The sequence below is a fragment of the Helicobacter ibis genome, from assembly GCF_027859255.1.
Taxonomy (GTDB): Bacteria; Campylobacterota; Campylobacteria; order Campylobacterales; family Helicobacteraceae; genus Helicobacter_D; species Helicobacter_D ibis.
Window position 1 is genome coordinate 152,193 of sequence record NZ_JAQHXR010000002.1, and the last position, 20,864, is coordinate 173,056.

Sequence of the window (20,864 nt, forward strand, 5' to 3'; positions counted from 1 at the left end):
ACCCCTATATTACTTCAACTAATTTCCCATTGCCTTTTGTATAAAATATATATCCATATATTTTACGATTCAACATCTCACCAACATAGTGCTTATACTCTTGCACTTGTTCTATATGCTTAGGGTTTGCAGCTCCACTTTTATAATCAACTATAAAAGCTTCATTATCTCCAACAACCAATAAATCTAAGCGTTTTTGTTTTCCATTAGACAAAAAAGGGATTTCGCATTTTACTACCCCTTTGTGTAAAATTTCATTAAACTTTTCATTTTTTAAAGATAAATTACAAGATTCAATAATTTCATTTATTACACTATCTTTTAGGTAGATTCCATGCTTGTTTTTTAAAATCTCAAAAAGTATAGAATCTTGTATGTTATTATTAATTTTTTGCTCCATACAATAATGAAATGCAACCCCATATAATGTGGATTCTAAGTTGAAATTAGTGTTATCTTCATCTACTTTCTCTATTGTTTGCACATCTATTTGCCTACCTAAATCATGCAAGATTCTTTTATTGTTTGGCAAAATTACTCTCTTTTCATCTTGCAGCTTTGTTGTGCTACTATTTTGTATGCATAATTTATAGTCTCCTATTTCACACTCATCTAGCTTAAGTATTGAAATTCCTATATCTTTATCCTCTTTTTCTTTATCAAGCATTATGTGCATACTTCTCTTAGCTCTTGTAAAAGCCACATATAGCTGATTTTTTAAATCATCTAATTCCATTTTTAATTCATTATCTATGGCATTTTTGTAGTCCGAATCTAAAGAGATTCTTATATTATTAATAGTGCTTTTGCTTTTTTTGTATATCCTATCTATATTTATCCCATCTTTAGAAGATAGTAGTAGCTTATCCGTATTTACGCCTTTATTGCCCTCTTTATCCATGATTATCACATGAGGAAACTCCAAACCTTTTGACTTATGTATAGTCATAATCCTAATACCAACCAAATCACTAGATACAATCTCACTATCCAAACTCTCAACATCATCTAATATCTCATCTAGCGTATCAAAAGATAAAGAATACTCCAAAAATCTCTTAGCACTTAAACTTCCAATTTCAAACTTACTCATTATCTTATATATGATATTTGAAGGCTCTTTTGTAATGTCAATATTATTAAATTCATCTAAGCTATATTCCAATCCCAAAAGAGAATAAAAGGCCCTTAGATAAATATCATTGTTGAAATGTAAATACTTTAAAGATTCAATTAATGCTCTAACTTCATTATGAGAAATAAGTCTCTCGCTAGTATCTATTACTAACTTTAGACCCTTTTCTTTTAAAAAAGATTCTAAAGATACAACTGACTTGTTATCAAACACCAAAATTGCAATATCACTCTCCAATGCTCCATTTTCCAAAAGAGTGCAAATGCTTTTATATACTCCAAGCTTAATATCCCCACATTTTCTAACACAAACATATCCTGCTTCATTACTTATAGCATTTTGAGGAGTGAAGTTTGGTAGCACATTGCAAAACACATCATTTACAAAGCTCACAACTTCCTTTGTGCTTCTATAATTATCGCTTAATTTCTCCTTTTTCATTCTGCTACTTGCAAAGTCAAAAATCTCCGGTTTACCACCTCTAAACCTATAAATAGACTGCTTCACATCTCCAACATAAAAAAAGCTTCTTAAAAATTTCTTTGTGCCAATGCCTGATTTTATCTCATTAATTAGAGGTTCTAAGATTTCATATTGCAACAAGCTAGTATCTTGGAATTCGTCTATTAAGATATGATTAATATTACAATCTAGCCTAAAATACAAAAACTCCTTATCTATTTTTTGTTTTAATAATAATTCATATACACTTGAAGCCATACCACCGAAACTAAGGGTATTTGTAGCCCTATAATATCTAAGCTTAGAATCTAAAAACACTTGAAATATAGTATAAATATCTCTTAAATATTTAGATTCCTCATTTAAAAAAACTTCTTTTATCCTATCTTTCAAACACACAAAATCATTACTATTAAATACTACTTTTGAAAAATCCCTATAATCATTAAGGGAATCTTTTAAAAGCCAAGTTTTACCTTTATTTAGCATTTCATCATAGTCTTTAAATTCTAATGCCTTACATAGCTTACCCTTATAAGACATATAAGATTCTTGGATATTTCTTGCATATATCATGGCTTCATTTTTTAGATTATCAATGTCTTGTATTTGTGTTTTTAAAAACAAATCTTCACTTAAAGATTCTTTGTAAAAATCCAAGAAAATACATATAGCAACAATCTCATTTATGCTTATTTTTTCGTTATAGCAAAACTCAAGCAAATCAAAATTAACATAACTAGATTCAAAATTTTCAAGCATTATTAATTTTATTTTTTCTATATCTTCCCTCTTTATCTCAAAATCATGCATGACACCGATATACCAACAGAAATTTTTTAAGATTCTTTGAAAAAAGGAATCTATAGTCATAATTTTTGTATCTGCTTCTAAATATCTCTGATAAATATTGCTAATAGTATCTTTAACTTTTATATTATAATTAGACTCAATATAGTTAATAATATTACTATCACATTTTCCAATACTCATTAAAAACAATGTTTTCTCTATCTTTTCTTCCATTTCCTTAGCTGCTTTTTTGGTAAATGTAAGAGTAAGAATATTAGAAGGATTCTCACCTAAAAACAACAATTCCAAATATCTTAAAACAAGACGATATGTCTTCCCACTACCAGCAGATGCACTAAGTGATAACAATGGGTCTTTCACAAATTCTCCTTCATACAAACATGATTTATAATAAATAACTTGATTGACTTATACTAAACTTTTATAATATAATAAACTAAAAGTTATTTAAAGAGGATTTTATGTCTAAAAGTTTATATGATACATTAGAAGTCTCACAAAATGCAAGTGCAGACGAAATTAAAAAGTCTTATAGAAGATTAGCACGAAAATATCACCCAGATATAAACAAAGAAAAAGGTGCTGAAGAAAAATTCAAAGAAATAAATGCTGCTTATGAAATTCTAAGTGATGAGAAAAAAAGAAAGCAATATGATCAATTTGGAGATTCAATGTTTGGAGGACAGAATTTCCACGACTTTGCTAGAGGACAAGGAAGTGCCAATTTAGATGATATTTTAAGTCAAATTTTTGGCAAAGGAGGCTTTGGAGCTGGATTTGGAAGTGGCTTTGGTGGAGGCTTTGGTGGAGGCTTTGGAGATGGTTTTAGCTCTTTTGGTGGATTTACCCCAAACTTAGATGTAAATGCAAATATAACAATACCATTTACAACTGCAGTTCTTGGTGGGAAGCATAGCATTAATCTTCGCGGAAATGAGCTAAATATAAAAATACCAGCCGGAATAAAAAATAATGAAACAATAAGACTAAGGGGTAAAGGAAATAGTGCAAATGGCAGAAGTGGGGATTTGTTATTAAAAGTAAGCGTAAGCCCACACCCAGAATACAGACAAAATGGTGATAATTTAGAAAAAACATTTGATATACCGCTTAAGAGTGCATTATTTGGTGGTAAGGTAGAAATAGAAACACTATATAAAACAATCACTCTAAAAGTCCCACAAAACACAAAAAATGGTCAAAAGTTTAGAGTAAAGGAATTAGGAGTATTAAATAGAAAAACAAATACCAAAGGTGATTTATTCTTAGAAGCAAACATAATTCTACCAAGTATCGAATCTATGCCTAAAGAATTGGTAGAATCGCTAGAAAAATATCTATAAGGAGAGAGAAATGTATGGATATGATGAACCAATGTATCTAATAAGCGTCGTAGCAAAGATATTAAGCATACACCCACAAACATTAAGACAATACGAAAGAGAGGGTCTTATAGAGCCGGGTAGGACCGATGGAAAAATGCGTCTATATTCACAAAGAGATATTGATAAAATAAAGACAATACTAAGGCTAACGCGTGATTTGGGCGTGAATCTAGCAGGTGTAGATATAATCTTACGACTAAAAGATAGACTAGATGACCAAGATAGAGAAATAGAAGAAATGAAAGTAATAATAGAAAAGCTAAAAAATAATCAACCAAGTAAATCAATAGCCAAAAAACAAAGCTCTTATGAAGTAATCATATTTGAAAAACACTAAAAGTGTTTTTCATTCCTAGCTTCCTATTACATTTCCATTTTTATGCCTTATTTGAACAATTGTGCTTCTTGGAGTTGAATCTCCACCATTTGGATAATGACTTGGAAGCAAATTTTCTCCCGGATGCTGAATGCCAATAAACATTGTTTTATAATCTTTTGAAAATGCTATACCAGTAATCTCACAACCAATAGGACCACTTAAGAATCTCCTAACTTCTCCTGTATTTGGATTGGCACACAATAGTTGATTATTCCCCATTCCTAGAAAATCACCTTCATTACTATACTTACCATCAGTTTCAATCCATAATCTACCAAACTTATCAAATGCCAAACCATCTGGACTATTAAACATATTATCTTTAGTTATATTGCTAGTTCCTTTTCTTAGATCATTTGGATATTGCATCGGATTTCCTGCAAGAAGAAAAATATCCCACTTAAATTTAGTTGAGTTATGATTATTATCTTTATGCCACCATCTTATTATATGTCCATACTGATTTTTTACCCTTGGGTTTGCAGCACCAGCTTCTGTTCTCTTTGTATTGTTTGTTAATGTCGCATATACAAATCTACTATTATTATCAGCCACAATCCACTCTGGTCTATCCATAGGTGTAGCACCCACAAAACTGGCTGCAAGTCTAGTATCTATCAAAATATCTTCGTAAGAAAAAAATCCATTCTCCTTAGTTAGTCCATTTTTGCCATAGCTTAATTCTATCCATTCACCAGTCCCTTCTAGCTCATTTTTACCATTTGTAAATTTAGCCACATACAAAGTTCCGCTTTCTAAAAGATTCCTGTTATTTTTATTGTTTTTGCTATCAAATTTATTTTTAGATACAAATTTATAAATAAACTCATTTGCCTCATCATCGCCCATATATACAACAACATGACTATCTTTATTTATCAACACTTCTGCATTTTCATGCTTGAATCTTCCCAATGCACAACGCTTAATAGGTGTTGAATTAGGATTGTAAGGATCTATTTCTACTACATAGCCAAACCTATTTGGCTCATTTCTATTTTTTGATATATCAAATCTAGAATCAAGCTCCCATTTATAAACACTATCTACACCAACTCCATATCTTTTCTCACTTTCGTTTAACTCTAACTTCTTATTGCTAGAACCAAAAAAATCATCAAAATTCTCTTCACAAGCAAGATATGTCCCCCATGGGGTTTTGCCATTTGCACAATTATTTATAGTTCCTAGTATTCTCTCTCCATTTTTATCATCTTTAGTTTTTATTCTATCAAACCCTCTTAATGTGCTAACTTCCATAGGTGTATGGGCTGTGATTCTGCGATTATATTTAGAATCTTTTACAATGTTAAAATCCCCATTTTTATCTTTTTTAATCTCAAAAATACTAACTCCAAGCGAATTTTGCTCATATCTTACATCATCTAAAGTCATGTTTTTGTCATTATGATTAAACATATGCTCTGGATTAATATACTCATTATTTACACACATAATATATGAATCCTCACTTAATTCAAACACAGACATTCCATCTGTATTATCACCAAATGTTAAAGTTGCATTATTAATTGAATCTTCATTTATAATTTTTGATTCATCAAACTCTTTTGCACTAGAAAACAATGGATCTCCCCAACTAATTAGTGGCTTTACCTCATAATCCTTTGGAACTACTACTATATCTTTTGTATTTATATCTATTGATTCAAATCCTAGCAGTTTGTTTTCCTTAGCATTAAGAATTGATGCACCAAAAAAACTAGCATAAGATAAAGAAGCAGTCGATACTCCAAGAATTTTCATAAAATTTCGTCTTTGCATTTATATCCTTTTAAAGTAGATTAAAAGGATTCTAAAAGAAATGTGTAAAAGAGCTGTAAAAAATGAGAAAAATATCCAAAAAAATACAAACACCAAAATGGTGTTTGTATTTTATTTTTGCATCAATATAGGTAAAGGAAGTCGTCTTCTTGTGTTATATTTTTCCCCATAATGCTTTACTAAATAATCAAGTAGCTTACTTTCATCTTCAGCAGGAATCTCCCATAAGCCTTCGCTCTCTTGCATCCATCTAATAGCAGCTATCCATGCATCTCTATTTGCATTCATATTTACAATAAGCCCAGAGTTATGACACGCGAGACAATGATTTTCAACTAGCTCAACATTGGTGTCTATAATAAGACCATTGTCAGGATTTATCTTATATTCTGCAAACAAACAAGAAATACTCAAAAACAAAAATACAAATAATTTTTTAAACATTTCTTACACCCCTACTACACTTACTCTATGACATGAATTATTTAAATAACCATTTGGATTCCATTGTGCTAGAACCATAGGCTGACTTTTACCCTCGCTATCTACTGCTCTAGCCCATATCTCATAATATCCTTTTGTTGGAAGCTTGATTTTTGTGCTCCATTTTTGCCATGCAAGTCTATTTATAGGCTTTTCTACATTAGCTTTAATCCAAGTAACACCATAATCAACACTTACATAAACTTCATTTACCTCTAACTCACCTGCCCAAGCCTTGCCTCTAACTTCGAAATTCTTATTTGCTTTAAACTTCGTATCATTTTTAATGTTTGTAATAATTGACTTAACAGGCATAGATTCAATTATTTTCATTTCGCCTTTATAATTAAAGTCTCCAGGTCTTACAGGCTCTACTGGAATCTTATATGAAGTAGCCATTTTCTCGCCATCATGAATCTTATCTCTAACTACAATCTTAGATAGCCACTTCCCACTAGCACTAGCAGGATATCCACCACATACTAATCTTAAAGGATACCCATTAACCCAAGGTATATCTTTACCTTCATATTCCCATGCTATAAGCGTTTCATCTTGTAATGCTTTTTTTAGTGGCACACCTCTACTAATTGGTGCAACCTCTTCTCCAGTAAGCTTTGTATCAACACCATAGTATCCGATATACACAGCATCATCTTTGATACCGCAATCCTCTAAAATATCCCTAACCCTAACACCAGTCCATCTACCACATGCAACAGCACCATAGCCCCATTGTGTCCCTTTTGTGCTAGGTATTACTTCACCTCTACCATTACCACCACACTCTAAAGTAAGTGCATAAGTATAGTGCTTAAACTTACTTTTTAACTCATCTAAAGTATAAGTCTTAGCGTCCTTTACACTCTCCCCACTTACTTCAAGTGTCCAACCATTTTTTACTCTTTCTTTAATCTTATCCATTGAAGGTGGCACACCATTGTTTCTTATAAAGAAGTTTTCAGGTTTAGTAAAATCAGAATCTAACGCATACACTTCTGTTTCTGCAGTTAGTGGTCTTTCTCCATGATATTTTAGATTCTTCTTATCTTTTAGTCTATAAGCTGGTAGTTCATTTGCTAGTGCTACACTACCGCCAAAGCTATTAAACAATGGCATAGCACTAATTCCAAGCAATGCAATACCAACTTTAGAGAAAAAACCTCTCCTCTCTTTGTCTTGTAACTCAATGTTTGTAATCTTTTTAGACATTTAATACTCCAAATTTATTTATGTTAAAAACATAAGTTTATGTAATTAAATGTTAAAAAAGATAAAAATATTTTTTCTTTATTTATTGCTATATAAGCTTGATATATCGATAATTACGAGTTTTATATAAAATTATTAAAATTTTACTTTTAAACTAATAGCCCTCTCTTTTGTATTCTCCACTTTTACCACCACTTTTTTTGAGCAAGTATATATCACTAAGCACCATTGTCTTATCGATTGCCTTAACCATATCATAAATTGTCAAAAGTCCTATATTTACTCCCATTAACGCTTCCATTTCAACACCTGTCTGTCCATTTGTCTTTGCCCTTACTTCTAAGATAAATGAATTTTCACTCTCTATCTCTTCTATATTGCATTTCACAGAGGTTAGATATAGAGGGTGGCACATTGGAATAAGCTCTGAAGTCCTCTTAGCACCCATTATTGCAGCGATAATTGCAGTTTGTATTACTGGTCCCTTTTTTGTTTTTAGCTCCACTACTGCACTAAAGGCTTCTTTGCTCATTGTGATTTTGCCTCTAGCTACTGCTTCTCTATTTGTATTATCTTTATTTGATACATCTACCATGTTTGGATTATTATTATTATCTAAGTGAGTTAGTTGCATTTCTATCCTTTATTTACTTTATACACAATTATACTATCATTGCTAAGCACTTCTTTAAATAGCCTTGAATCTAGATTCTTAAACAATACAGCCTTAAAATAAAAACTATCCAAATACTCCCTATCACACACTAATGCCCTATTATCTTTTAGTATTATTGCTACTAGTTTTGAATCTGTTAAGATTTTTTTAGAGTTGCTTTTTAAATTAATAATTTCTCCAACTTGTATTACATCTCCATTTAAAGTTAAATATCCACTTACAACATCTAGTTTGATACCATTTTTAAAATATGCCTTATTATCAATATAAACTTGAGATAGCATAAAAACACCTAGCTTAAAAGTCTCTCCGCTTGTTATATTGATTTTGCTAAAGCTACTTACAGCAGGGAAAATATTTAGCATTCTTAATGGCAAGATAATATAAATATTCTTAGAAGTTTCATATCTAAAGCTTGGACTTTCTAGTGCTTCTATAGCTTTATTTGGAGTGTAGTTATTTTTTTTTAAAAACTCTTCAAAGCTCATATCGGGCAAAATTTTTGATAAGTTATAGCTTAGATTCTCGCTATCTCCGCTAAGTATCAAACTTACTGGATAATTACTATGTCCTTCATGAATCCCACCATCGATTATTGTGTTTAATTTTGAATAATATCTAATTATATATCCATAATCCCACCAAGAAATAGCATAATCTCCAATTTCACTAGGAATCTCATTTAAGATTCTAACTTCGCTATTATTTAGCACTGGTGGAATAATATAGCTCCTAATGTGCATAACATGTGGAAAAAGTGCTACAAAGGCATACAATATACCAATTATTGTAGATATAGTTTTGTGTGATTTTATATACTCTAAAACAAATACAAGAAAATATCCAACACCAACAGCAAAAACACTAACACTATAAATGCTAAACCTAAGCCCTTTAAAATAAGAAAAGAATCCAAAAATAACAAATGGTAGAAAAATCAAAAACTCTCTTTTTTTAAAGAACAATAAAATAAGTCCAAGACAACCAATAATAAACCAAAAGATTCCACCACTAACTCTATAAGCAAATGTGGAAAAATCAATATTTGAAGTCTCTGATATGGTATTTATAACACCAAAATAATGAAAAATGCTATTACTTACTATACTATCTTTATTAAAGTATGCACTACCAAGCACAGAAGGCAACAAATTATAAGCCACAAATATCACAAATACAAATAAAACAAAATAAAAAATATAAGCTACATACCTTCTATCTATATACATTACAAATGGCAAAAATAAAGAAAATAATGAAACATAAACTCCAAACATCTCATATAACACAAGAAAACTAGCATAACTTATACACAAAATCTCTAATGAAACACTTCTTTTAAAGAAAAACAAAACAAGCAAAAAACCAAAAAGCACATAAACTAATGAATGATAATATGTAAGTGCAAATAAACTAAGTAATAAAACAGCAAAAATGCTACATAAAGTGTTTCTATATAAATACCTTAAAATAAACATGGCAATAAATAACAATAAAACAATAACAAGCATATCAGTATCATAGTAGCCAAACATTGTTCTATTGTAATAGCTAACGCCTATTCCACTTAAAACCCCACAAAACAAACTAATAAAAATATTAAAACCGCCATAAAAATAAAGACTAATTACAACAGGAAAAACAACTAAAGACCCAACAAAACCAGGCAAATAAAACATTAAAACATCTATATCAATATGTAACACTTGTGCTAAAAAAGCCGTAATTATGGATAATATCTCATAGGTTGGAGATAGATTCGTATTTTTAATACCCTCCATTATATCCCTAGTGCCCTCTGCATAAAAATATGCATCATTTGTATTTAGTATAAAGGTGTCATTCCACATAAATTCGTTGATTCCGTATATACTAAAAGGATAATAAAACCTAAAAATAACACATACAAAATAAGCACAGACTATCAAAACAATATTTTTATTTAACATAAAATGCTACCTTACTAAACATTCTTTTTATTATAAATATAATCTATAAAACATTAAAAAAATAATATTCTATAAAAAATCATGTATAAATTCGAAACTAAAATACAATTTTAATCAAAATTTAAGCTAAAAAAGTTAAAATTCTATTGTCTTTTTCTTACAATTTGTAAAGAATTAGATCAGTTTAAAGTTCATCGTTTTCTTTTTTGGTGCTACTTACATAAATCTCATCCTCCTCAACTTTAATTATTAAATTCCTAAAAGTAGCACCAAAATTATAATAACAACTCTATATAGTTTAAAAGATTTCACTTATAGTTAACATTTTTTATATACAATTTGCAAATTTTATTTCAAAGGTGTTAAATTAAAATGAGAATAGCAACTATTTTGTTTATGATATTATCAAACATACACGCAACTACTCTGGTCGTAACAGAGTCAATAAAAAGTGGTGTGCTAAACTCAAACTACAACTACATAGGAACTTTGTATTTTAGCGATAGATCCTCTCTTGCTTCAGAATTATCCGGCATAATAGATGAGATATATGTAAATGAGGGAGATAAAATCAAAAAAGGAGAACCTCTAGCAAGACTAAATAGTGATTTATTAACAAAAGAAATAAATTCTCAACAAGCATTACTAAAACAAGGTGAAGCACTACTAAAAAAGACAAAAAAAGAATTTCAAAGGTATGAATCTTTATATAAAAGCAATTCAATAGCTTATAAAGAATATGAAGATGCACTATATAATCTGCAAGCCCAAGAAGGTAATACAGATTCAATAGCTGCAAATTTAGGATACTTAAAAACACAAAAAGAAAAGAAAACAATTAAAGCACCATATGATGGGGTTGTGTTGCAAAAACTACTAAAGCAAGGAGAATGGGTTGGAAATGGTGATAGTATATTTAATATAGCTAAATTATCGCCACTAGAAGCAAGTATTGAAGTGCCTTTTGAGATATTGCGTTCGCTAAAAGTAGGAGATATAGTAGATACACAAATAGCAAACAAGAATTACAAAGCAAAAGTTCTAGCCTTGATACCTCTTGGAGATTCCAAAGCTAGAACATTTCCAATAAAATTAGCAATAGATGATGAAAATGGAGAACTAATAGAAGGACTTGAAGTTAGAGTAAGCTTAAATATATCAGATAAACAAAAAGCACTCTTTGTAGCAAGAGATTCAATTATCCCTATATATAAAGATGGCAAAACAAGTTATGTAATATTTATAGCTAAAGACAATAAAGCAAAACAAGTGGAAATAAAAATAAATGGCTATGAAGGGCTATATGCCTCAATTACACCACTAGAAGAACCTATAAACATAGATGATAAAGTAATAACTCAAGGACATGAAAGATTAAAAGATGGGCAAGAAATAAAAGAGCAAGAGGGTAAAAATTGATAAAAACATTAATAAATAGACCAGTAGTAGTTATCGTAGGAATGATACTATTAGTATTGTTTGGCTCTTTAAGCCTAAGCACAATGCCATATCAGCTAACACCAAAAGTAACAAGACCTGTAATTTCAATATCAACTACCTGGAATGGTGCTACTCCATATGAGATAGAAAGAGAAATAATAGAAAGACAAGAACAAGCACTAAAAGGAATAGATAGTCTAGTTACCCTTGAATCTAGGTCAAGAAATAGTCGCGGTAATATAATTTTAGAGTTTGAAATAGGCACAAACCTAACTGAAGCTATGCTAAATGTAAGCAATAAACTAGATGAAGTAAAGGGTTATCCTGATGATATGGATAGACCAATTATTAGAGCCACTGGGGATGATACATCTCCTGTTGTTAGAATGATGCTTGTTAGCGATAATAAAAATGTCCGAGAATATAGGACTTTCTTTAACGAAAAAATTATTCAATATTTCGAAAGAATCGATGGAGTTGCTGAAGTATTTTTCCCCGGTGGAGACGATAGAGAGATTCATATTGTATTAGATTACAAAAAGTTAGCAGCCTTTGATTTAACTATTGATGATATTATAAACGCATTAGAGAAAGAAAATGTAAATATATCTGCTGGAACTATGAATTATGGTAGAAAATCATATAGAGTAAGAACCACAGCAGAATACAAAACCCCACAAATGATAGCTGATACTATAATATGGAGCGATGGATTAAAAAGAATAAAAATTAGCGATATTGCTGAAGTTAAAGAAGGTTTTGAAAACAAAACTACAGCTTCTTTATACAATGGACAAGAAGCATTAAATATATCAATAAAGCCAAATGCTGATGCAAATGTTCTAACACTAACTAATGAAGTAGAAAAGGTATTTAATGAGCTAAATGCTGGAATCTTACAAAAAGAAGGCTTGAGATTAGAATGGATGAATGACCAAAGAGGCTACATAGAACAAGCAATAGCACTAGTAAAGGGCAATATCATGGTAGGTGCAATTTTGGCTTGTTGTATGCTATTTATATTTTTAAGGTCAATTACTTCTACGCTGATAATTGCAGTTGCTATGCCACTTAGTATCTTTGGCACTTTTATAATCATGGCAGCTCTAGATAGAACGCTTAATGTAGTTTCACTTGCTGGAATCTCTTTTGCAGTTGGTATGCTTGTAGATTCTGCAATTGTTGTGCTAGAAAATATAGACAGACATAGAAAAATGGGCAAAGACTTCATAAATGCAGTAAGCGATGGCACTAGCGAAGTAATAGGTGGGCTAATTGCTTCTGTTCTAACTACTATTGCTATTTTTATACCAATTATAAACATGCAAGAAGAAGCAGGACAACTCTTTAGAGACATAGCAATAGCAGCTAGTAGTGCTGTGCTATTCTCACTTTTTGTCTCAATCATGGTTATACCTACACTCAGCTATCAGGCAAGCAAATTAAACTTTAAAAAACAAATAGAAAACAAAAAACTAAAAGAGCTATCAAAGATGATTGTTAATTTTGGATTTAGATTTGTGGATTTTGTTATGAAATTTGTAGAAAAATCAATGCAAAGCACAAAAAACAAAATAACAACCATACTTAGTCTAACTCTAATATCATTTGCTTTTAGTTACTTTTTGTTTCCAAAAATGGAATACCTCCCACAAGGCAATCAAAACTTCGTAATAAGCACCCTAAACCCACCACCCGGACTATCATATAATGAGAGACAAAAAATAGGCAACGACTTATTTTTATGCTTGAGTAATTATTTCTATTACAATGGTTATCAAGGTACAAATAAGATTCCGCCAATTGATAATATGTTCTATTTAGGAAGTGAAACATTTATGCAATTTGGACTAAGGAGCACAGAGATTAGCAGGGCTGGAGAGTTAATACCTCTTGCTAGATCTTGCATGGCACAAATACCGGGAGTTAGCGGATTTGCAACACAAACAGGTATCTTTGAGAGAAGAGGAGGACAAGGAAGAAGCATTGATGTAGATATAAGTGGCACAAATTTAGAAAATATAGTAGCAACTGCAATTTCAATGCAAAAAATAATTTATGATACATTTGGCAATGGGACACAAATAATACCTAGACCAAGTTTAGAATTACTCTTCCCAGAGCTAAACTTGTATCCAAATTCTGATAGGCTAAAAGCTGTCGGATTAGATGCAAGGAGTTTTGGAATTGCTATTGATGTGCTAATGGACGGCAGAAAAATATCAGAATACAAAGAAGAAGGTAGAGAAAAAATAGATTTAGTCTTAAAAACACAAGAATCTCAAATAACCTCTCCAGAAGAATTATATCAAGCTTCAATCTACACTCCACAAAGTGGGATTTTGCCTATATCATCACTAGCAATTCAAAAAATAGAATATGGCATAAACGAAATAAGACATTTAGAGAGAGATAGAACCGTCACACTTCAAGTAAGCCCGCCACCAAATATAACCATACAAGAAGCTATGGAGAGAATACAAGGCGATGTTATAAAGACAATACAAGATAATGGATCTTTTGGAGAAAACAAAATAACACTAAGCGGAAGTGCAGACCAACTAACAAAAATAAGACTAGCCTTAGAGGGAGGATTCTTACTTGCTGTGTTTATTATCTATCTATTAATGGCAGCTTTATATGAAGACTTTGTATATCCTTTTATAATTTTATTTACCGTGCCACTTGCTGTTGGTGGAGGTGTGCTTGGGTTGTGGCTTGTGAATTTATTAATAGCAAATCAGCCACTAGACATACTAACAATGCTTGGCTTTATAATTCTAGTAGGAATCGTAGTAAATAACGCCATTTTAATAGTGTATCAATCGTTGCACAATATAAGATTATATGGATTTGACCCACATCAAGCAATAATAAATGCAGTTAGAGTTAGGATTCGTCCAATTTATATGAGCACCCTTACCTCTCTATTTGGCATGCTTCCTCTTGTGCTTGTGCCGGGTGCTGGTAGTGAGATATATAGAGGACTTGGAGCAGTTATACTTGGCGGACTTACACTCTCTACATTTCTAACATTATTTGTTATACCTTGTCTTTTATCATTTTTTATAAAAAAGGAACTAAAACATGCAAAAATTACTAATATTTCTAGCTCTTCTAACTAGCACCAACTTATATGCACTAAGTATGCAAAAAGCTATAGACTTAGCACTAATTGCAAACCACAGCATAAAAGAACAAGAACACATATTAAATGAAACAAAATATAACTATAAAAGCTCACAAGGCAAATTCTATCCAAGTTTAAATATAACCTATGGACAAACTACATCAAATAGAAAAAACAATTACAACCAAAACACCACAGATTCATTTGGAGCAAATATTCAATACAATTTATTTAATGGCTTTAGCGATTTTTATAATACAAAATCACAAAAATATCTCTATGAAGCTCAAAAATATTACCTACAAAGCACAACTGAAGATATTATCCTACTAGTAAAGAGTGCATATATAAATATCCTGCGACAAAAGCAAAGTGTAATAGTCGCAAAACAATCAAAAGACTTACTAGAGGAGCAAAAAAGAGAAAGTGCGGAGTTTTATAGAGTAGGATTCATACCTAAAAATGACCTTCTAGCAGTTGAAGTAGAGCTAAATAAAGCAATACAAAACCTACTTTCTGCACAAAGTATGCTAAATTATTACATAAAAACTCTAGAGAGATATACAAGAATCAAAATAAATTTAGATGATATAAATGAACTACAACTACACACGCCAACGCTAGTAGAAGAGAAATTAAAATCCATAATGCTGGAAAAAAGAGCTGAAATTTTATACCTAGATAATATAATACAAAGCAAAGATAGCAATATAAAAAGTGCAAGAGGAGAGTTTTTACCAGATTTAAACCTAATAGGAGAATACACAAATAGTGATAATCTCAAAAACTCTAAAAATATCAATAATGAAAGCACGATACAGCTTCAAGTTAGCATAAATATATTTAATGGTCTTAGCGATAAATATAATTTAGAATCTGCTAAAACAAACAAAATGGCTTTTACATCACAAAGGGCTAATTTAATAGAAGAGCTTGAGTTGCAACTATTTAATGCAATAGAAAATTATAATCTAGCATTAAATGCCTATGAAGTATCAAAAGTAGCACTAACACAGGCAGAAGAAAATTACAGAATCTCAAAAAATAGATATAAAGCTAGAATTATGAGCACTAGTGATTTTTTAGACGCAGAATATTTACTAACAGAAGCTAGAAGCAATGTTGTGCTAAATAGATATGCAATAATTCAAAGCTTAGCTGAAATAGAGAGGATAACACAAAGCAAACTAGTATCTTTTAAATAAATTTTTCGAAATTTAATTTGTTTTTTTTCTTTTTTTTTTTGATTTAATGCTAAAAATTTTTAAGGTTAAGGCATGAATCACTCAATAATAGTCCCTATCTATAATGTAGAAAATTATCTCAAAGAATGTTTAGATTCAATTATAAATCAAAGTTACAAAGACTTTGAGTTAATCTTAGTAAATGACGGAAGCACTGATAATAGTCTAAAAATAGCAATGCAATATGCAAAACAAGATTCTAGAATAATTATAATAGACAAACCAAATGGTGGGCTTAGCAGTGCTAGGAATGCTGGATTAGAATTTATAAAGCCACTAAGAGAAAAATTACAACAAGCATTAAAGGCAAAAACAGGCATACAAACTCTAAGTGAGGTAAATAGCTTTAACAAACAAAAGAAAAATATAGATATAAACACACTAAATAAGCACTTCACATTCTCTAAAAATCTAATAAAAACAGATTTAGAAAATGTAAATTCTATTCTTTTACAAGAAATGCCAAATGATCATTTCATACAATTTGTAGATAGCGATGATATGATAGATATAAATGCCACTAAATGCATAAGAGACAATGAATCTGAACTAACAATCTTTCAAGTAAAATCAACAAACGAAAAAGGCGAAGTAATAAAAAACATGTTGTCAGAACAATTCCACTATGTAGAAAACTATAAAAATGGTATGGAAATAGCACATATAGTATTACAAAGAACTGGATATTCATTTTACTTTGCATATCAAGGTGGGTTTAAAGCAGAAGTATTAAATAGATACAATCTAAGATTCACTCATAATATAATGCATGAAGACAATGATTTTGGGCTTATTTTATGTATGCTATCACAGGAAGTCAAAATGCTAAAAGATGAGATGTATATATACAGAATAAGAGAAGGCTCAATTACTAGCTATATAGACAAAAAGACAGAAATACCAATGCCAAAAAAACTACCTCCATATTTACAGAAAGTAAGAGATAAATTTCCAGATTTGACATATTTGAAAATTAGAGGAGCTTATAGAATTTATAGTTACTTAATTATTTATCTAAATATCTATAAATTCTTAGAAAATGGTGGTGTAAATAGCTGGGTAAATAAGAGCTATTATAGATTACTATATACTTGGCTTAACCAATATAGATACATAATAGAATTACTAGATGAAAACGAAAAAAGAGATTTATTGCACATACTAATGCATACAAATGAAAAATATTTAAACCTATCACAAAATATAGATAAGGTATTATCTCAAGGCTAAGTTATGTATCCATAAACTTATGGCTTTAGCCTTATCAGCACTTGCTACTACCTGCTCCATACTTTCTCTCCATTGCTTCTTTGAAGAATTCCTTCTGACTTTTTGGAATCTTATCTGGATGATGTTTTTGCATATGTTCTAGATACTTATCATAGCTTGGCATTCCAACAAGTAAGTGTAAAAACCTATCAGATTTTTGATAGATTTTTACAAATCTTAAAAAGCTAATGCGTAGAAAATGCTTGATTTTCATAATCTTTTGTCTTTAGATATGGGCTTTCAGCTAATGGGATTGTATTTTGATTATTTACACATCTAATGCAAATTAGAATACTCTTTAAAGCAATCAAAATAGTTACAAACATAAAAAACGCACACAAAATAGCGTTTAAAAGATTATTATTTGCGATAGTTTGGAATTTAGCTACTTCTTTATTCATAGTTTCCACTAAAGATTTATCGCTAGTATTTACAATTTTTGCCAATACTTCATCTGCTTTAGATGAATTAATCTGCCAAAGTGCGATATGGCTTACAGAATCATGCACTCTCTCACCATTAGCAGGAAGAAGCTTTAAAGTCCCAGCATAAAGTGTGCTAACCAAAACCCAAGTAGCAGGTAGAATTGCAACCCAAGCAAGTTTGCCTTTACCCATTTTAAAAAGTACAACAATAACTGCTAAAAGTGCCATACCAGCTAACATTTGATTAGATACACCAAAGAGTGTCCATAATGATTTTATACCACCTTGTGGGTCTGTTACGCCTTGATAGAGAATATATCCCCAACCAGCCACACAAATAAGTGTAGCTAAGATTCCATAAAATATCGAATGAATATTACCAAAAGGCTTATATACATTACCTAGCACATCTTGCACCATAAATCGTCCAGCACGAGTCCCAGCATCAACAGCAGTAAGGATAAATAGTGCTTCAAACAAAATCGCAAAGTGGTACCAAAACGCCATTGAACCAGCATTAAAAAGTGGCACTTGTGAGATAATAGTAGCTAATCCTATAGCAAAGGTAGGTGCTCCACCGGTTTTACTTAATATGCTTGGTTCTCCAATTTCCTTTGCAGTGCCTAGTATTTCTTCAGGCGATATAGTAAAGCCCCAAGAGCTAATAGTCTGTGCTGCAATTACAGCTGCATCGCTAACCTCCTTTATTCCTGCTGTGCCAAGTCCTGCAGGTGCAACATTAATAGCAAAATATAAGCCCGGAGTTAAGATAATCGCAGCAATTAACGCCATAATAGCCACTGCAGATTCCATTACCATTGAGCCATAGCCAACCATTCTTGCATGAGATTCTCTCTCTAGCATTTTAGGTGTAGTTCCACTTGAGATTAATGCGTGGAATCCACTTATCGCACCACAAGCAATGGTGATAAATAAAAATGGAAATAACTGCCCACTAAAAACCGGTCCAGTTCCATCAATGAATTTCGTAACACTACCAAACTGCACTTCAGGTGCTACAATCAAGATTCCACCAGCCATAAGCACAATAACACCAATTTTTAAAAATGTGCTTAAATAATCGCGTGGTGCTAAAAGAAACCACACAGGCAAAATTGCAGCAATAAATCCATAAGCTATCATTATGTAAGTCAGAGTAGTAGGGCTAAGAGTAAAAATTACTGCAAGCTCAGGGTGCTCTGCTACATATCTACCATAATAAAGTGCCAAAAGCAAAAGGACAAAGCCAATAATACTTGCCTCACCAATCTTGCCCGGTCGTAAAAATCTCATATGAATCCCCATATAAATAGCAATAGGAATAGTCATGGCAATGGTAAAAAGTCCCCAAGGAGATTCAGCTAAAGCATTTACAACAACAAGTGCTAAGATTGCAATAATTAGCATCATAATGCCTAGTATCCCAACCATAGCTATACTCCCAACACCTTTGCCAAGTTCAAGCTTTATAATCTCGCCAATAGATTTACCATTTCTTCTAGTTGAGATAAAAAGTACTGTAAAATCATGTACTGCACCAGCCAGCACAACACCAACAACAATCCAAATCATACTAGGTAGATACCCCATTTGAGCCGCTAGAATTGGTCCTACTAGCGGTCCTGCTCCAGCAATAGCTGCAAAATGATGTCCAAAAAGAACTATTTTATTTGTAGGAACAAAGTCTCTACCATCATTTTGCACCAACGCAGGTGTAGCACGATTATCATCAAGCTCTAATACTTTCTCTGCAATATACTTTGAATAATATCTATAACCAATAGAATAGATACATACCGCAACAACAATAATCCAAATAGCAGAAATGCTCTCTCCAGTGTGCAGTGCTAAAACTCCAAAACACCACGCACCAATTAAAGCAACAATGCCCCACAAGATATGACTGGCTATCTTGTTCATATTTTCTCCTTTAAATCAGCATGAGAAAATATTATACATTTGTAATATTAAATAAGCAATCGTAACATGCATAATTCTGTGATGATTCGAAGCTATATACAACAATATGTTAAAGATAGTAACATTAGAATTTATAATTGTGTATAAACTTCACTAATTCTATTGCATTTTCTCTTGGCAAATCAGGCAACATACCATGTCCTAGATTAAATATATGTCTTTTGCCTTTCATTATCTCTAGTATTTCTTTAGCACCACTTAGCATTGAATCTCTATTGTAGATTCTGCATGGTTCTAAATTGCCTTGCAATACATATTTATCTCCCAAAAGATTCTTAGCTTGTAATAATGGTGTGCTCCAATCAACTCCAAAGACATCAAACTCTCCATCTATTCTGTCTAAAAAGCCAGAAATCCCCTTTGGAAATAAAATCACAGGAATATGTGGATACTCTTTTTTAATCTCTTGTGCAATATCCTTTAAATACTCCCAAGAAAACTCAAAATAACTATCGCACTCCAATGCGCTAGCCCAAGAATCAAATATCATAACAGCATTTACACCAGCTTTTATTTGGCACTTTAGATACTCTTTTAGGTTATGGGTGATTTTCTCTAACAATGCATGCAATAACTCCTTATTGCTATATAGAATCTTTTTTGATTTTGCATAAGTTTTGCTCCCCTCACCTTCTACCATATAAGTAGCCAATGTCCATGGAGCACCGCAGAATCCTATTAACGCCTTATCTTTGTGTAACTTCTCTCTTGTTAGAGATATAGTATCATACACATAATTTAGCCTAGAGCTAGAATCTAAGCTTAAAGATTTAACATCACTAAAACTATCTATTGTTTTAGAAAACTTAGGTCCTTCACCTTTAAAAAATCCAAGCTCCATTCCCATTTCCATAGGAACCACCAAAATATCACTAAATAAAATTGCAGCATCAACATCTAAAATATCAACAGGTTGCAAAGTAACCTCACTTGCTAGTGCTGGATTCTTACACAAAGATAGAAAATCACCAGCCTTGCTTCTAACTTCCATATATTCGCTTAAATATCTACCAGCTTGTCTCATAAACCACACAGGAGTATATGGAGTATCTTTACCAAAACATGCATCAACAAAAATCATTTTCTGCCTTTATTAA

Annotated in this window: 15 protein-coding genes; 6 read left to right on the forward strand and 9 right to left on the reverse strand. The window is 31.4% G+C overall.

Features of this window, described 5'->3' with window-relative positions:
• Nucleotides 1-4: 4 nt before the first annotated feature.
• A complete protein-coding gene (locus PF021_RS04085) occupies nucleotides 5-2,770 on the reverse strand; it encodes a RecB-like helicase (RefSeq protein ID WP_271021147.1) in 2,766 nt (921 codons plus the stop codon).
• A 101-nt stretch (nucleotides 2,771-2,871) separates the two neighbouring features.
• Between PF021_RS04085 and PF021_RS04090 the strand changes: the two genes are divergently transcribed.
• Together PF021_RS04090 and PF021_RS04095 are read left to right on the forward strand one after the other, a co-directional pair.
• The gene (locus PF021_RS04090) at nucleotides 2,872-3,753 is read left to right on the forward strand and encodes a DnaJ C-terminal domain-containing protein (RefSeq protein WP_271021148.1); all 882 of its coding nucleotides are present in this window, start codon (nucleotides 2,872-2,874) and stop codon (nucleotides 3,751-3,753) included.
• Nucleotides 3,754-3,763: 10 nt separating this feature from the next.
• Nucleotides 3,764-4,132, forward strand: coding sequence for a heat shock protein transcriptional repressor HspR (locus PF021_RS04095; protein WP_271021149.1), 369 nt, complete (start codon nucleotides 3,764-3,766; stop codon nucleotides 4,130-4,132).
• A 15-nt stretch (nucleotides 4,133-4,147) separates the two neighbouring features.
• Here the strand turns inward: PF021_RS04095 and PF021_RS04100 are convergent, their stop codons facing one another.
• The 5 genes from PF021_RS04100 to PF021_RS04120 form a co-directional block, all read right to left on the reverse strand.
• Nucleotides 4,148-5,959 carry a PhoX family protein gene (locus PF021_RS04100; RefSeq protein ID WP_271021150.1) on the reverse strand — a complete coding sequence of 604 codons (1,812 nt, stop codon included), beginning with the start codon at nucleotides 5,957-5,959 and terminating at the stop codon, nucleotides 4,148-4,150.
• Nucleotides 5,960-6,070: 111 nt separating this feature from the next.
• Nucleotides 6,071-6,403: a cytochrome C gene (locus tag PF021_RS04105; protein WP_271021151.1), complete on the reverse strand. Its 333-nt coding sequence runs from the start codon at nucleotides 6,401-6,403 to the stop codon at nucleotides 6,071-6,073.
• Nucleotides 6,404-6,406: 3 nt separating this feature from the next.
• On the reverse strand, nucleotides 6,407-7,654 hold the full coding sequence (gene sorA, locus PF021_RS04110) for a sulfite:cytochrome c oxidoreductase molybdopterin oxidoreductase subunit (RefSeq protein ID WP_271021152.1): 1,248 nt from the start codon (nucleotides 7,652-7,654) through the stop codon (nucleotides 6,407-6,409).
• Between the two features lie 154 nt (nucleotides 7,655-7,808).
• On the reverse strand, nucleotides 7,809-8,288 hold the full coding sequence (moaC, locus tag PF021_RS04115) for a cyclic pyranopterin monophosphate synthase MoaC (RefSeq protein WP_271021153.1): 480 nt from the start codon (nucleotides 8,286-8,288) through the stop codon (nucleotides 7,809-7,811).
• Between the two features lie 2 nt (nucleotides 8,289-8,290).
• Entirely contained in the window at nucleotides 8,291-10,279 is a 1,989-nt protein-coding gene (locus PF021_RS04120; RefSeq protein ID WP_271021154.1) for an STT3 domain-containing protein, read from the reverse strand.
• A 372-nt stretch (nucleotides 10,280-10,651) separates the two neighbouring features.
• Here PF021_RS04120 and PF021_RS04125 point away from each other — a divergent pair, with 372 nt between their 5' ends.
• The 4 genes from PF021_RS04125 to PF021_RS04140 all read left to right on the forward strand — a co-directional run bounded on the left by PF021_RS04125 (nucleotide 10,652) and on the right by PF021_RS04140 (nucleotide 17,323).
• Nucleotides 10,652-11,698: an efflux RND transporter periplasmic adaptor subunit gene (locus PF021_RS04125; protein WP_271021155.1), complete on the forward strand. Its 1,047-nt coding sequence runs from the start codon at nucleotides 10,652-10,654 to the stop codon at nucleotides 11,696-11,698.
• A complete protein-coding gene (locus PF021_RS04130; RefSeq protein ID WP_271021156.1) occupies nucleotides 11,695-14,844 on the forward strand; it encodes an efflux RND transporter permease subunit in 3,150 nt (1,049 codons plus the stop codon). Before PF021_RS04125 ends, PF021_RS04130 begins: the two co-directional genes overlap by 4 nt.
• The gene (locus tag PF021_RS04135) at nucleotides 14,807-16,054 is read left to right on the forward strand and encodes a TolC family protein (protein ID WP_271021157.1); all 1,248 of its coding nucleotides are present in this window, start codon (nucleotides 14,807-14,809) and stop codon (nucleotides 16,052-16,054) included. The genes PF021_RS04130 and PF021_RS04135 overlap by 38 nt, the downstream gene beginning before the upstream one ends.
• 72 nt (nucleotides 16,055-16,126) lie before the next feature.
• Complete coding sequence (locus PF021_RS04140) at nucleotides 16,127-17,323, forward strand: glycosyltransferase family 2 protein (protein WP_271021158.1); 1,197 nt, start codon at nucleotides 16,127-16,129, stop codon at nucleotides 17,321-17,323.
• A 34-nt stretch (nucleotides 17,324-17,357) separates the two neighbouring features.
• Here PF021_RS04140 and kcuS read toward each other — a convergent pair whose 3' ends face one another.
• From kcuS to hemE, 3 genes are all read right to left on the reverse strand, one after another.
• Nucleotides 17,358-17,576, reverse strand: coding sequence for a KCU-star family selenoprotein (gene kcuS / locus PF021_RS04145; RefSeq protein ID WP_271021159.1), 219 nt, complete (start codon nucleotides 17,574-17,576; stop codon nucleotides 17,358-17,360).
• Nucleotides 17,548-19,707: a carbon starvation CstA family protein gene (locus PF021_RS04150; protein ID WP_271021160.1), complete on the reverse strand. Its 2,160-nt coding sequence runs from the start codon at nucleotides 19,705-19,707 to the stop codon at nucleotides 17,548-17,550. Before PF021_RS04150 ends, kcuS begins: the two co-directional genes overlap by 29 nt.
• Nucleotides 19,708-19,831: 124 nt before the next feature.
• Nucleotides 19,832-20,848: a uroporphyrinogen decarboxylase gene (gene hemE, locus PF021_RS04155; protein WP_271021161.1), complete on the reverse strand. Its 1,017-nt coding sequence runs from the start codon at nucleotides 20,846-20,848 to the stop codon at nucleotides 19,832-19,834.
• Nucleotides 20,849-20,864: the final 16 nt, after the last annotated feature.

Excerpts from the sequence above, each read along its gene's own strand:
- PF021_RS04090 (WP_271021148.1), top strand. The coding sequence starts at position 2,872 with ATGTCTAAAAGTTTATATGATACATTAGAAGTCTCACAAAATGCAAGT.
- PF021_RS04095 (WP_271021149.1), top strand. The coding sequence starts at position 3,764 with ATGTATGGATATGATGAACCAATGTATCTAATAAGCGTCGTAGCAAAG.
- PF021_RS04100 (WP_271021150.1), bottom strand. The coding sequence starts at position 5,959 with ATGCAAAGACGAAATTTTATGAAAATTCTTGGAGTATCGACTGCTTCT.
- PF021_RS04105 (WP_271021151.1), bottom strand. The coding sequence starts at position 6,403 with ATGTTTAAAAAATTATTTGTATTTTTGTTTTTGAGTATTTCTTGTTTG.
- sorA (WP_271021152.1), bottom strand. The coding sequence starts at position 7,654 with ATGTCTAAAAAGATTACAAACATTGAGTTACAAGACAAAGAGAGGAGA.
- moaC (WP_271021153.1), bottom strand. The coding sequence starts at position 8,288 with ATGCAACTAACTCACTTAGATAATAATAATAATCCAAACATGGTAGAT.
- PF021_RS04120 (WP_271021154.1), bottom strand. The coding sequence starts at position 10,279 with ATGTTAAATAAAAATATTGTTTTGATAGTCTGTGCTTATTTTGTATGT.
- PF021_RS04125 (WP_271021155.1), top strand. The coding sequence starts at position 10,652 with ATGAGAATAGCAACTATTTTGTTTATGATATTATCAAACATACACGCA.
- PF021_RS04135 (WP_271021157.1), top strand. The coding sequence starts at position 14,807 with ATGCAAAAATTACTAATATTTCTAGCTCTTCTAACTAGCACCAACTTA.
- PF021_RS04140 (WP_271021158.1), top strand. The coding sequence starts at position 16,127 with ATGAATCACTCAATAATAGTCCCTATCTATAATGTAGAAAATTATCTC.
- kcuS (WP_271021159.1), bottom strand. The coding sequence starts at position 17,576 with ATGAAAATCAAGCATTTTCTACGCATTAGCTTTTTAAGATTTGTAAAA.
- PF021_RS04150 (WP_271021160.1), bottom strand. The coding sequence starts at position 19,707 with ATGAACAAGATAGCCAGTCATATCTTGTGGGGCATTGTTGCTTTAATT.
- hemE (WP_271021161.1), bottom strand. The coding sequence starts at position 20,848 with ATGATTTTTGTTGATGCATGTTTTGGTAAAGATACTCCATATACTCCT.